At 47.7% G+C, this 14,178-nt stretch carries 10 protein-coding genes; 4 read left to right on the top strand and 6 right to left on the bottom strand.

Features of this window, described 5'->3' with window-relative positions; all coding sequences use genetic code 11:
- Window positions 1-24: 24 nt before the first annotated feature.
- The 5 genes from ACESON_RS08620 to udp all read right to left on the bottom strand — a co-directional run bounded on the left by ACESON_RS08620 (window position 25) and on the right by udp (window position 9,594).
- Window positions 25-2,814: an NYN domain-containing protein gene (locus tag ACESON_RS08620; RefSeq protein ID WP_373109248.1), complete on the bottom strand. Its 2,790-nt coding sequence runs from the start codon at window positions 2,812-2,814 to the stop codon at window positions 25-27.
- 912 nt (window positions 2,815-3,726) lie between these two features.
- Window positions 3,727-5,760 carry an alginate lyase family protein gene (locus tag ACESON_RS08625; RefSeq protein WP_373109249.1) on the bottom strand — a complete coding sequence of 678 codons (2,034 nt, stop codon included), beginning with the start codon at window positions 5,758-5,760 and terminating at the stop codon, window positions 3,727-3,729.
- Window positions 5,761-5,930: 170 nt separating this feature from the next.
- Entirely contained in the window at window positions 5,931-7,076 is a 1,146-nt protein-coding gene (locus ACESON_RS08630; protein ID WP_373109250.1) for a YibE/F family protein, read from the bottom strand.
- 1 nt (window position 7,077) lies between these two features.
- Complete coding sequence (locus ACESON_RS08635; RefSeq protein ID WP_373109252.1) at window positions 7,078-8,718, bottom strand: alkaline phosphatase; 1,641 nt, start codon at window positions 8,716-8,718, stop codon at window positions 7,078-7,080.
- Between the two features lie 90 nt (window positions 8,719-8,808).
- The gene (gene udp / locus ACESON_RS08640; RefSeq protein WP_177959167.1) at window positions 8,809-9,594 is read right to left on the bottom strand and encodes a uridine phosphorylase; all 786 of its coding nucleotides are present in this window, start codon (window positions 9,592-9,594) and stop codon (window positions 8,809-8,811) included.
- Between the two features lie 203 nt (window positions 9,595-9,797).
- On the opposite strand from udp, the gene ACESON_RS08645 reads away from it, so the two are divergent.
- From ACESON_RS08645 to iadA, 4 genes are all read left to right on the top strand, one after another.
- Complete coding sequence (locus ACESON_RS08645) at window positions 9,798-10,175, top strand: metal-dependent transcriptional regulator (protein ID WP_177959166.1); 378 nt, start codon at window positions 9,798-9,800, stop codon at window positions 10,173-10,175.
- A gap of 393 nt (window positions 10,176-10,568) precedes the next feature.
- The gene (thiW, locus tag ACESON_RS08650) at window positions 10,569-11,294 is read left to right on the top strand and encodes an energy coupling factor transporter S component ThiW (RefSeq protein ID WP_373109255.1); all 726 of its coding nucleotides are present in this window, start codon (window positions 10,569-10,571) and stop codon (window positions 11,292-11,294) included.
- Window positions 11,291-12,223 carry a hydroxyethylthiazole kinase gene (locus ACESON_RS08655; protein ID WP_177959164.1) on the top strand — a complete coding sequence of 311 codons (933 nt, stop codon included), beginning with the start codon at window positions 11,291-11,293 and terminating at the stop codon, window positions 12,221-12,223. Before thiW ends, ACESON_RS08655 begins: the two co-directional genes overlap by 4 nt.
- Before the next feature lie 61 nt (window positions 12,224-12,284).
- Window positions 12,285-13,466 (top strand): beta-aspartyl-peptidase, encoded by a 1,182-nt coding sequence (gene iadA, locus ACESON_RS08660; RefSeq protein ID WP_177959163.1) that lies wholly within the window; start codon window positions 12,285-12,287, stop codon window positions 13,464-13,466.
- Between the two features lie 18 nt (window positions 13,467-13,484).
- Here iadA and ACESON_RS08665 read toward each other — a convergent pair whose 3' ends face one another.
- Window positions 13,485-14,156, bottom strand: coding sequence for a thiamine phosphate synthase (locus ACESON_RS08665; protein WP_373109256.1), 672 nt, complete (start codon window positions 14,154-14,156; stop codon window positions 13,485-13,487).
- Window positions 14,157-14,178 lie beyond the last annotated feature (22 nt).

Raw genomic sequence — 14,178 nt, forward strand, 5'->3', positions numbered from 1 at the left:
GATTCCCCGAGCCATTTTCCAGACTTAATCTTTCCCCAGCCGTACCTTTTCCAGATACTCAGCCAGTTCTTTATCTACATCCTGAAAAAGATAGTTCTTGCCTGGTCTTGGAAGACGTCCCTGTTCTTCCTCGATCTGGCGGCCTATCCGTTCAATGTCCTCCCGCAGATCTGCAGCAGACATCAGAATACAGCCCTGCCCCCGGATAATTAACTGTTCCAGACCGTCAGAAGTAGCTACTGTTACCCGGTATCTCCGCCCCATTTCGTGGGCAAATTTCTCAATATACTGATCTGCCGTCTCAGCTTCCTTTGTGTAAACCACATGAATATTGTGATAATCCTGAGCGCTTCCAACACCGCCGGGAACCTTATAAGCATCAAACACCACGATCAAACGGCACTTCCGATATCCCTGATAATTGCAAAGAATATCCATTAACCGATGTCTGGCACCATCCAGAGTTACCTGCATCAGCTCCCGCATATCCTCCCAGGCATAAAGAATATTATAGCCATCTACCAGAAGATATTCCTCCTCTGGCTCCTGCTGTTTCTTCATATATCCGGGATTCCCGTGACTTCGGATTCGGTCTGGCCCATAGGAAGCTTCGCCCTGTTTTTTCGGATCAAAGGTTACCAGTCTGGGACCGCTTTCCCCCGGAAGTCTCCGGCGTTTTTCTCCATAGGTACGGGTAAAAATTGCCTCCAGTTCCTTTTCATCTGCGCCAAAGCTTCGTGAAGCACCCCCTGAATTTCTGGCGGGAGCCATGCCTGCGCCTGCCCCCAGAGGCTTACGGCTGTTTTCCTTGTTTTCCTTGTTTTCCCCGGCTTCCAGCCCCTTTTCTGATACTTTCAGCGGACTTTCCACCTGCATATAATCCTTGACCTCATTCCAGGGAACCACAAAGCCTGCACCATGGGCACAGAACACAGAACCGGTAGGATTTTCCAGATCCGCCTCTGGATCATATCCGCAATCTGCCACAACCTCTTCTTCATTGTGGCAGGGAAAATATCCCTTTAAGGTACACAAAAGACGGCCCCGGCCTCTGGTATAGGAAATCACTTCCTTCTGATAATCGCGCATCAAAGCAACCGGCGCTGATCCGGAAAGAATCATTCGCTCTCCTTCCTGGACAGGAGGCTCAAAAGTTCCCTGCATCCGATCCAGATCTGCCATGGCACGGCCTGTATTTTCCTGGGGAACCTCCAGACGAAAATCATAATAAGGCTCCAGTAAACGGCATCCTGCTTCCCTTAAGCCCTGGCGAACTGCCCGGTAGGTTGCCTGCCTGAAATCTCCGCCCTCTGTATGCTTTTGATGGGCGCGGCCTGCAATCAGGGTAATCCGCATATCTGTAATTTCGCCTCCGCATAAAACACCTACATGGCGTTTTTCTTCCAGATGCGTAAGAATCAGCCTCTGCCAGTTTCTGTCCAGTACATCCTCACTGCAGCTAGTTCCAAACTGCAGACCGCTTCCCGGCTCAGCCGGCTCCAGGAGAAGATGTACCTCTGCATAATGACGCAAAGGCTCAAAATGGCCGACTCCTTCCACAGAACCTGCAATGGTTTCCTTGTATACAATATTTCCTGCATCAAAAGAAATATCCACACCAAATCGTTCTTCCGCCAGACTTTTCAATACCTCCATCTGTACCTGACCCATAACCTGCACATGGATTTCTCCCAGAGTTTCGTTCCAGACAATATGGAGCTGCGGCTCCTCCTCCTCCAGCTGACGCAGGCACTGAAGCATTTTATGGACATCACAGTCCTCCGGAAGATTTACCCGATAGGTCAAAACAGGCTCAAGAAGAGGCAGATCTGACTCTGATTCCGCCCCCAGTCCCTGCCCTGGCTTTGTCTCTGTCAATCCAGTCACTGCACAGATCATTCCGGACTCTGCCTCTGAAACCATCTCCGCCTTTGCACCAGAATAAACTCGGATCTGGTTAACCTTTTCTCCCTCTTCCATTCCCGGAACCGCAATCACATCCTTTACCTTCAATGTGCCTCCGGTAATTTTTAAATGGGTCAGACGGTTTCCCTGATCATCCCTGGAAATTTTGTAAACCTTTGCCCCGAATTCCTTTCCGTAAACCGGCGGCGTCATCCAGCTCTCCAATCCCTTCAGCAGTTCTTCCACTCCCTGCAGCTTCAGCGCAGAACCGAAATAGCAGGGAAATACCTTTCTTTCCCTGACCATCCGACAGATTTCCCTTTCCGGAATCCGACCAGTTTCCAGATATTCCTCCAGCACCTGTTCATCGCACATAGCCAGATTCTCCAGAATCGCTCCCCCCTCATCCATAAGAGAAAAATCCATACAGTTTTCATCCAAATGAGAACGGATATCTTCCAGAAGAAGCTGCCTGTCCGTTCCTGGCTGATCCATTTTATTCACAAATAAAAAAGTGGGTATCTCATACCTCCTGAGCAACCTCCACAGGGTTTCTGTATGACCCTGTACTCCGTCCGCGCCACTGACAACAAGAATCGCGCAGTCCAGAACCTGCAGTGTCCGTTCCATCTCTGCCGAAAAATCCACATGTCCCGGCGTATCAAGAAGCGTCACCTCCAAATCGCCTAAAGTCAGCTGCGCCTGTTTGGAAAATATCGTAATTCCCCTTGCCCGTTCCAGCGCATAGGTGTCCAGATAGGCATCTCTGTTATCCACTCTTCCCAGCTTACGAATGGTTCCTGTCTGATACAAAATCCCTTCAGAAAGTGTAGTTTTTCCTGCATCTACATGGGCCAACAAACCAGCACATATATGTTTTTTCTTTTTTTCAGGCTTCTGTCCGCCCATAAAAATGCCTCCCTTCGCGACTGCATAATGCTGAATTATACCACAAAAGAAGGCGATAGTCGAGATGCCATACATTGTCATTTCACCTTCTCTTACTTTATCTGTTTGATTGTTCCTCTCATTCCCTCTCCCCTCTGGTATAATATTCCTGGATAAATCATTCAGAAAAGACTGAAATTATGAACGACAAACTAAATAAAATACAGCAGGAAAAAAGAACTGCCCAAATTATGGTTGCCATCTGCGCCGCTGGACTAATAGTCAGCCTGATTCTTACTCTGAGACACTCTCCCCTCTCCTTCCTTCTTTACGGACTGGTTTTCCTCTTTTACCTGTTTGTTTTCCGTAAGCAGTCCAAACGATATCAAAAGGCTGTAAAAACAGCTGCTCTGGAAGAATGTCTGAGGCCATTCCTTAAAAATATCTCTTATCAGGAAAAAGATGGCCTGGATCCGAAAGCAATCTTAAATTCATTCTGCAGACAGCAGCCAGAGCGCAGAGCTTCGAAACCGCATTTATACCTATACAAAAGCCGGCTCTGAAATCGTAATTCCAGAAAAGCTGGTCAAAGCCCTTCTGAAGCTGTCAGATTTTACTCCCGGCAGAATTGCTGTTCAGCTTGACGGACAGCATTTCCGCATTTTTATCAGAAACCGCTTTCTGTACACAAAAAACGTATCACCCAAAATTGAAATTACTCCCCAGATTCTGCAGCATAATCAGTATCCGGAAATCAGCTATATTCTCCGGGCTGCAGATGCCGCGCATCAGAGCCTGTAAGCTGTCTGTTCCTTTTTTATCTGCTCTGCAGGCGAAAAAATACTCCCTTCCAGGAGACAGGCTTTATTTCTCTGCCTCTCTCCTGAAAGGGAGCTATATTTTTATATCACAGGAAAGTACGTTTATTCTTCATTACCATTTCAAAACAGTCATATCTTCTTCATCATCTTCTGCAGCCATCACCCGGCCCAGGCCAAACCTTCCCTCTGCGCCGATATACTCGCAGCTGGCTCCAGCCTCCACATGGGCATTTACTACCAGCCAGGTGTGACCCTGAGCCTGAATTCGTACTCCATCTGCCTCATGGCTGCTTAAAGGCTTTCCAGCCATTGCAGACATAACAGGAACTGCCTCTGCCCAGGCTCCCGTCTCATTTTCATTCAGAGCACTGCAGACAATCACAGTCATCATTCCAAACACGCCGTTTCCCTGTTTTTTGCAGGAAACCATCGTTCCATTTTCTATCTGATTGTAATGGAGAGATACGGGGAAGGCCTCCTCCTCCAATACAATGCTTCCCTCATGCCCGGAAATGCAGAAGAATTCTGCGCGGCTCTTTTCTCCCTCCAGGGTAAAACCATTCTCCCGGACAGTCACTTTCTGATTCAAAGCCGGATGGAAATGCTGGGTCAGTGTGTGATCTCCATTTCCATAGCAGGTATCCATAACCACATAAATCCTTGTTCCTACAGCCAGTACCCGGCGTTCCACATAAACGCCCCGGTCAATATACCCCAGATGGCCGCATTCTGCAAATCCATACTTTCCTTTTCTGCTCATGGCTCCGCCTACAGCAGGCCAGAGTCCCTTCACCCCCCAGGAATCAACACAGTGAGTATATTCCTCGCTGTCTACTGTCACAGTATTGTGAGCCTTTGTACTTTTTAACATCCGTCTTTCCGTTCCGTCTACATAAGTATACCGACCCGGATCTACCAGCACATCCTCTCCCCCAATTACCAGATCCAGATGTCCCTTGTCAAAATGTCCGTGTCCTCCGCCCAGACTTCCACACCGCATATGAAGATAATCGGCATCCTCCTGCCAGGAAGAACGCAGATACCAGTTTCCGCTGTCGGAAAGCCAGCAATCCAGACTCTCCGGTTCGCAGGAGGCAAGGGCTTCATACCGCACCTGCGCGCAGATTCCATAATTCCAGATTCCCTCATAATCCATCCGATCATATCCGCCGGATTTCAGAACCGGATCCTCAAACCAGAATGCACCTGCTGTAAGAAGATCTCTCAGATCTGTCACATCACTGTCACCGCCAGAGGGCTGGCTTTTATCCGGCTTCTGCCAGATCCGATCTGCAAACACCATGGATTTTACCTTGTCCTGGAATTCCTGCGGGAATTCATCATCATAAAATGCCGCTGTCTGCAGCGCCTCTAAGAAGCATTTGAGAACCTCATTATGATACATGGGGGACATTTCCCACTGCACTCCATCATCAAGAATCTGAACCCAATTCTGACGGATTAAACGATTCTTCGCCAGCTTGATCCACGCTCCGGCCTCCGGGCAGTCTCCTGTTTCCTGTAAAAGATGAGCAATTGCAAACAGTCCGTTATTTTCCAGTACACCCCAGTTGCTCTTTGTGGAAAACGGACGCTCACAGGCAGCCAGATAAACGCCGTGCTCCTTCATACATGACAAAAACTGTTCAAATACCTCGTCTGTTACTGCAGGACTGTCCACAAAGTATCCCATTGCCCGAAGCCAGTTAATTCCCCGGATTCCCGCCTCAATGGTTCTCCAGGTGGTTCCCTTTGTTTCCTCTGTCAGAGGATTCTTCTTGATCCAGTGAACCAGCTGAGATGCGAAGCACTCTGCATAGGCTTCATCCCCAGTCATGGCATACGCCTGTCCCAGACAGATCCAGTACTGATGACGGTTCATCTGGAAAATAAATTCCGGATCCGGTCCGGGCTGATAGGACCAGTCAATCTCCCCCTCAAAGGTCACCGGCTCTGCCGTCTGCTCCATATCCCAGGGAAGATCAAATAAAAAGAGCTGATTTCTGACCTCGTCGGCAATTCTCATTCGATGAGAAGTCTCCTTGGGCCACCACCTTTTTGCATATTCACTGCAGCGGAGCGTCTCCTCCTGGCTCCGGCCATATTTTTCTTTTAATTTTGCCTTCTTTTCTGCTGTTGTGTTCATGTTCCCTCCCGAATACACTTCTGAAAAGCGCCCTAGATACACAAATTCTGTCTGCAGTTTTCTGTCATTCAGAATTCCTATATCCAGGACGCCGACATTCTAAACCTCTCTCATTATACAATGGTTTTGTCTCAAAGTCTACACAAGGAAAGAGGGCTGCTCCTGTTTCATCATTCCTGTTTCGCCTTTCCTCTTGTCAGAAGCAAACCTGCTGCTGCCGCTGTAAATGGAGCAACTGTAACCAGGCCAAAGCTTCCTACCACAGTATCCAGAATTTCTGATGCCACATATTTATAATTCAAGATATGATCCACCGGTGTTCCCTGAGCCATAAAAACCATAAGGAGTGCTATATATCCTCCGGAATATGCAAGAAGAAGCGTAGTTGTCATCGTTCCCATTGCCGCTCTTCCTACTCGAATTCCGGAAAGCATGGCTTCTTTTGCAGAAATATCCGGTTTTTTCTCTACGACTTCCCAAACTGCAGAAGTAATATCCACGGCCAAATCCATCATAGCACCCGAAGCTCCAATAAAAATACTGCTCATAAAAATCGATGTCAAATCCAGATCCTGATAACCACTATAGAGAAGGGACTCTGCATTTGGCATCACCGCACCATGTATCCGGAATAAATCCGTAAAAAGAATTCCAAGCACACAGGTAACTGCTACTCCAAGAAGAGAGCCAGCCGACGCTGTAACGGTTCGAATATCTGCACCATACACAAAAAAGATAATCATAACCGTCAAAATTACCGTAATAAGGATTCCAGTCCAGACAGGTGAATATCCCTTTAAATAGCAGGGAACCAAAATTTTCCAGATAACAAGTACTGTAATTCCAAAGGAAAGTACAGCCTGAATTCCGTTTTTTCCTGCAAATGCAATCAAAAACACAGCAAAAACCAACAGCAGGATTATTTCCTTATCCAACCGGTAGTGATCCGATAAAACAACGGATTTTATCGTATCCTCCTGACAGCTGATAGTCAAAAGTGCACGATCTCCTTCTTTAAATATTTTGTCCTTTTCCAGAGAACCACTCAGAAAATTGACTCCTGTCAAAGTCTGTCCCTTAAATTTTCCGTTTTCAATTTCAATGGTACACATCTGCTCTCCGGACTGAATCAGTCCAGATGGAATAATGGCAGAATTATCTGTGGCAACAACCGTTCCTACAGCCCGCTCCGTCCCTTTGTAAATCAAAGCATCCTCATAGCCTGTTGGCAGGGCTATGAGGACCGCTATGAAAATCAGACCGATTAAGGTTGTTAAAATCACACTTTTCTGCCGGGAGAAAAGCTGTTTGATCATATTATTGTACTCCTAACAGGGATGCCATTTTTTTATAAATATCTGTGTTATCATAGTATCCGTCAAAGACCTCTGCGCCAGCACCCTCTGCCAATACCTCAACAGGAAGACCTGTGTGAGCATAAGAACCGAAATTAACACCACTCTTATTATTTAAAATGTGGGTAATCGTCACAGTCAGCGGCTCATAGCTTCCGTACTTAATGTACTCCTCCTGACCAAATTCAGACTCCTCCCCGGTACGGGTCATGGTTGTTTCATAAGCTTCCTTTAAGAGACCATACTCATACTCTGTCATTTCCAGAGCGCCGCTGTTATTGGATTCCGGATGGAAATCTGCGCTGTCTTTCTGCTGAGCTTCCTGCTCTCCCTCTCCAGAAGGTGCCAAAAGTCCAAACAGCTGTTCCACATCCTTCATAACCGTTTCAAAATCTGTTTTATTCTCCTTATATGCTTTCACATAATCAGAATCATATTTCGCATAAGAAATTTTCTGATTCTCAAAATTGGTCAGGAAGGTATCATAATCCGTTCCTGCAAATCCAATCGTCAGACCTCCTGTCTCGTGATCGCCCGTTACCAGGATCAGGGTCTCTTCTGGATGCTTTTCATAGAACTCTACCGCTTTTTCAACCGCATCGTCCAGGGCAATGGTATCTGCAATGGTAGATGCTGCATCGTTCGCATGGCAGGCCCAGTCAATCTTTCCGCCCTCTACCATCATGAAAAATCCGTTTTCATTGTCCAGCATCGCGATTCCCTTATCCACATAATCTGCCAGAGACCACTGCTCTTCCGTGCGATCCAGCTCATATGCCATAGCATCGCTGTCAGCCAGATGCTCATCAATCACGATTACCTTTCCATCCTCCGGCTTCAATGCCTCTGCCTCTGCCTGTGTCTTTACAACCCGGTATCCCGCCTTTTCTGCCAGTGTGTACAGGTCCTCCTGATTCTTTTCAGATCCGGTTGGTTTTAATAATCCACCGCCTGCAAAGTAATCAAATCCACTTTCAATCAATTCCAGTCCAATATCATAGTAACTGCTTCTGGATGCCTGATGTGCGTAAAATGCTGCTGGTGTAGCATGATTTAAGTTAACACTGGAAAGAATTCCAATTTTATAACCCTTCTGCGCCTTGAGCTTTTCTGCAATTGTTTCATATTCCTTGGAAAAATCCTCGCTGACATTGATGCTTCCGCTCCATGTTTTATTTCCTGTAGCAATAGATGTTGCTGTTGATGCAGAATCAGGGGCAAATGATGTACTGTCATATGTCTGGGCTGAACCAGACACTGTGAAATCCATCATAGCTAAATTGTTTTTGCTGTCCAGAATCGTTTTCTCCTCATCCTTGACCACAGCCGTTCCCCTGTTCAGATTTTCTGAGGCGCTGACAAAATAATTGGTCAACTGAATCTGAGGATAGCTCATTCCGTCACCAATAAACAAAAATACATATTTGGGGAACTTTTCTTCTTCGGAATTTTCTGCCTGTGCTTCTGTAGGCGGAACGCTTTGAGTCTCAGCAGGCTGTGTGCTCGGTGCCGGCTCTGTCTGCACTGTCTGACTCCCGCATCCACTCAGAACGGAAGAAGCCATCAGACCTGTCATCATTACTGCTGCTAATCTTTTTTTCATATTTTTCTCCTTATATGCTTTCGTCACTTTGCGATCTGCATGCAAGGAGCAGTATAAATTCCGATTGTAAAATTCTTTCCCAGAACAATGTTAAAAATCTGAAAAGCTTTCCTTTTCCCTGTCTCTCTGAATCATCAGCTTCAGTGCCTCGATTCCCACCAGAACAGCTGATGAGGTGTCCTCACTCATATTCTGATCCAGCCCCGCCTTCTCTCTCTCCTGATTCCAGATGACGTGAAAACAGGAACCGCAGCGGCAGCCAAGAGCATCCGCCACCACAAACAGAGCCGCTGACTCCATTTCACTTGCTTTTACTCCCAGCCGCTTCCAGGCCTCCCATTTTTGCAGCAGCTCCCAGGAAACCGGCATTTTTTCCGGGGAATGCTGCCCGTAAAAAGCGTCTTTGCACTGAACAACACCTACATGGTACCGTTTCTGAAGCTGTCTGGAAGCATCTGCCAGAGCAGTCAGTACTTCAAAATCCGGGACTGCCGGATACTCGATAGGCGCATATTCCCTGCTGGTATGTTCATAGCGGATCGCACCGGAAGCAATGACAATATCGCCGGACTGAACCTTCAAATCAATGCCTCCGCAGGTTCCCACACGAATAAAGGTATCTGCCCCGATATTGTGAAGCTCCTCCATGGCAATGGAGGCAGAGGGTCCTCCGATTCCAGTGGAACAGACGCTGACCTTTTCCCCTAAAAGAGTTCCTGTATACACGGTATATTCCCGATTCTGGGAAATCAGAACGGGATTGTCAAAATATGCGGCAATATCTCCGCACCGGCCCGGATCTCCGGGAAGAATGCAATAACGTCCCACATCTCCTTCCTGGCAATGAATATGGAATTGTTTTTCCAGCTTCTGCATATTTTTCCTCCTGTCTGGCATCCAACTGCCTGTTTTTTCACTTCCGGTTTCCAACACAATCCGGCTTTCTGTGTTTCTATCATACTTCCCTCCCACTTCCTCTGTCAAGCCATGGTTCCCTGGCCGCAGGCCGGTTTCGATAATGCTTTCCTTTCCCTGAAAAATATGCTAACATAGAGATAGCAAAAAGGAGGTTTTTACCCATGGGATATATCCAACACAAATCCGAAGAATCAGTGGAAGATTATCTGGAAACAATACTGGTTCTTTCCAAACAGCTGCCAGTGGTTCGCTCCATCGACATTGCCAACGAGCTGGAATATTCAAAGCCCAGTGTCAGCGTTGCAATGAAAAATTTAAGAGGCAAGGGCTATATTACTGTCAGCAGTGAGGGATACATTGTTCTTACAGAAGAAGGAAAAAAGCTGGCATCTGATACCTATGAGCGTCACACACTGATCAGCCAGTGGCTTGTGGAACTGGGAGTTTCTCCGGAAACTGCCTCCGCAGACGCCTGCCGGATTGAACATGATTTAAGCCAGGAAAGCTTTGATGCCCTGAAGCGCCATATCCGCGGATAGTATTTGGCATCTCTTCCTGTTTTTCGAAAAGCTTTCTGCCCGTATCTTGACAAACTTTGATTTCCGGATATAATAGCAATAGGTCTTTGTATCTGCTTTTTGGCAGCATCGGTGTGAGGGGGAGCGCCCTGGCACTGTGTACGAAGAGATTAGCGATGGGAGTCCGTGTTTCGGATTGAGAGGATGCAATTGGAGCATCGACCGACATTACAAGCTGCGTAAGCCGGCACCATCGCTGTATCTATATTTTCTGATCCATTGCGGCGTGCCCTCTGCGGCACGCTGTTTTTGTATCATAGGACGTATTTTCCTGCAATACAAAACGCTCCGCAGGGATCACCGTGTGGCAGAAGAAAATGGCGCCCCTTTTCCGCAGCAGAAAAGAGGAAAAAGATGAACAAAAACAAACATGTAACCCGACTGGTATTTCTCTCTATGATGGTCGCTCTGGGCGTTGTCATTTCTCCCATTCTCCGGGTAGAAGGTATGTGTCCCATGGCCCATCTAATCAACGTCACCTGTGCCGTTATGCTGGGGCCCTGGTATGCTCTGGCCTGCGCTTTTACCATCGGTATTATCCGCATGGTCTGCATGGGAATCCCTCCTCTGGCTCTGACCGGAGCTGTTTTTGGAGCCTTCCTTTCCGGTATGCTTTACCGCCTTTCCCGCGGAAAACTGGTATGGGCCTTTCTTGGTGAAGTAATAGGAACGGGAATCATCGGAGCCATCCTTTCCTATCCTGTTATGACCTGGATATGGGGAAAAACCGGACTGACCTGGTTTTTCTATGTGCCCTCCTTTATTGCCGGGACCCTTATTGGAGGAAGTCTTGCCTTTCTGCTGTTAAAACATCTTCAGAAAACAAAAATGCTTTCTGTTTTTCAGGAAGCCCTGGGTTCCCGCGCATATGAAGGCGGAAACACCGTTGCCAACGATGCTATAGGCATTGCCTTTCTGGGACTGATCGCCGCACTGGCCGTTTCTGTTGCTGTAAAGCAGCTTGTAAAAGCTCCAGGAATCCTGGCGTCAAATTTAAAATATCTGGTACTGGCGGCATTTGTGGCTGCTGCCGGAATTTACTGGATAAAAAACCAGAAAAAAACAGGAGAATATTCATGATACTACATAGCTCTTCCGCTCCGGACAAGACTTTTTGTCCGGATTTTTTCCATGAATCAACCCGTCTGGCCCCGGATTTTTCCCTGGCCAGATCCCGGGTACTTCAGACAGAACCACTGATCCACTGCATTACACACCCCATTGTTATCAATGACTGCGCCAATGCCGTTCTTGCTCTGGGCGCCCGCCCCATTATGGCAGAGCATCCCCGGGAGGTATCCCGGATCGCTGCCATGGCCTCTGCTCTTACTGTCAGCCTGGGAAATATTACAGATGCCCGTGCTGAATCCATTATGCTGGCCGGAAAAGAACGGGCCGCAGTCCTTGATCTGGTCGGCATTACCTGCAGTCCCTTCCGCATGGAGCTGGCAAAAACCTTTATCCGGGACTGCCATCCGGCCATCATCAAAGGAAATGCTTCGGAAATACGTGCCATTGCCGGTTCCGGTTTTCACGACTCAGGCATTGATGTAAGCGCCGCCGATGCTGTAACCAGAGACAATCTTCCGGCTCAGCGGCAGATGTCAGAAATTCTTCTTCAGTGCGCCCGCCAAAACCATGCTGTTGTTCTGGCTACCGGCGAGGTGGACATGATTGCAGACTGGGAAAGCAGCGCAGTTTACCTGGTTGAAAACGGCTCTCCCCTTATGGCAAGAATCACCGGAACAGGCTGTATGCTTACCTGTATCGCCGGCGTTTATCTGGCTGTTACCCAACCTCTGACTGCTGCCCTTCTGGCAGCTGCTTCCCTGGGAATCGCAGGAGAACTGGCAGCTGCCCCGACTGGCGCAGAAACTCCTGCTGCTTCCCGGGAAAGAATTGGGCTTGGCACCTATCACATCCGGCTTCTGGATGAATTGTCTCTTTTAACTGATGAACTTCTTTTAAAACGAATGAAGATTCGCCAGATAGACTTTCCGGAATTCTGACAGGATCCGAAACTCTTTTTTTACACACTTATTTTTCGCAGATAGGGAGGAATTAATTGCTATGGTTGTTCTGATTAAAAATGCAGAAGTTTACGAACCCCGTTTCCTGGGGAAACAGGATATTTTGATTCTTGGAGACAAGATTGCTGCTATAGGAAAAAATCTCCAGGCAGAGTTTAACGGCGCTGTCCATGTGGAAACCATCGACGGTACTGATTTTGCCGCAGTTCCCGGCTTTATTGACAGCCATGAACACATTATGGGCGGCGGAGGCGAAGGCGGATTTCATACAAGAACCCCGGAAGCAATACTCTCCGGACTGACCTGCTGCGGAATCACAACAGTAGTAGGCTGTATCGGCACAGATGGGATTTCCAGGGATATGACCGGTCTTCTTGCCAAAGCTCATGGCCTAGAAAACGAAGGCATTACTGCCTACTGTTATACAGGCTCCTACCAAATTCCTCCCCACACACTTACAGGAAGTGTTATGAAGGATCTGATGATGCTTGACAAGGTCATCGGCGTCGGGGAAATCGCTATTTCTGATCACCGCTCCTCTCAGCCATCTTATGAAGAATTTGTCCGTCTGGCTGCAGATGCCAGAGTCGGGGGCATGCTGTCCGGAAAAGCCGGAATTTTAAATATTCACCTGGGCGACGGCGCCCGTCATCTTGATCTGATCGAGCGGGTTGTCCATGAGACAGAAATTCCTGTTACCCAGTTTCTTCCGACTCATATTAACCGCAACTCCCATCTGTTTGAGGCTGCTGTAAGCTTTGCCAGAGAAGGCGGATGTGTAGATTTTACTGGCAATGAGGACATCGATTCCTGGGAAAAAATCACCGATGAGGTTCGCGTCTGCACCGGAATCCGACGTCTTCTGGATGCAGGTATTTCTGAAAATAACTTTACCATATCCTCTGACGGTCAGGGCAGTCTTCCCCGTTTCAGTCCCTCCGGCCAATATGAAGGACTCGGCATTGGAAAAGCCTCCTCCCTCTTAAAAGAAGTAAGAGAATGCGTCATGCGGGAACACCTTCCCCTGGAGCTGGCCCTCCGGGCCGTTACATCAAACCCTGCCCGGATTCTGAAGCTGAATACCAAGGGCCATATTGCTCCCGGCTATGACGGCGATATTTGTCTGCTTCACAAAGACAGCCTTCTGCTTCATACCGTGATTGCCAAAGGAAGGGTCATGGTACGAAACAGCGTGCCTGAGGTCAGGGGAACCTTTGAATAATTTCGCCTGCCGCTACTTCTATGCTTCTTTTTCTCCCTGGAGTTTTAAAAATCCGGACATCATACAGCCTCCGGAAGCCCCTGCCAAAAGAAGCTGTTCCATGCGTTCAGGAGTAATTCCACCGATTCCATACACAGGGATGGAGACCTGTTTGCAGACTTCCTGCAGGAACGAAAGACCTCTTCCCGGAAGTCCTTTTTTACAATCAGTTTCAAATATATTTCCGGCAAATAAATAGTCTGCACCAAGAGCCTCTGCCTCTCTGGCCTCCGCCAGAGAATGAACGGAGGTTCCTTTTTTTTCAAAAAAATCAAGAGACGGAAGCTCCCGAAAAAGTCTCAATGGCAGATGGATTTTCCGCCAGGAAAGAGCCCTTGCTTCATCAGGAAAACCGTGAAGGATGCATTCTGTTTCCGCAGCCTCACACAAAGCTGTTACATCTTTTGCAAGCTGCCTGTAAACCTCCGGTTCCAGATCCTTTTCCCGCAAAACAAGCGCTTTGGGAGAAAGAGAAAGCACCTGCTCTACCTGCTTTAGATACCGGTTCCATAAACGGGTTCCAGGAAGAAAAGCCTCCGACATCTCCTCGTCTTCTTTCCCATCCCGGCATCTGTTTTTTTCTGCTGCCTGAAGATACAGCTGCCTGTTTGTCACTGCAATCATGTTCTCGTACATTGTATTTTCTCTCATGGTTTTACCCTCATTTTTTGTC

The organism is Lachnoclostridium sp. Marseille-P6806 (genome assembly GCF_964238185.1).
Classification (GTDB): Bacteria; Bacillota; Clostridia; order Lachnospirales; family Lachnospiraceae; genus Brotaphodocola.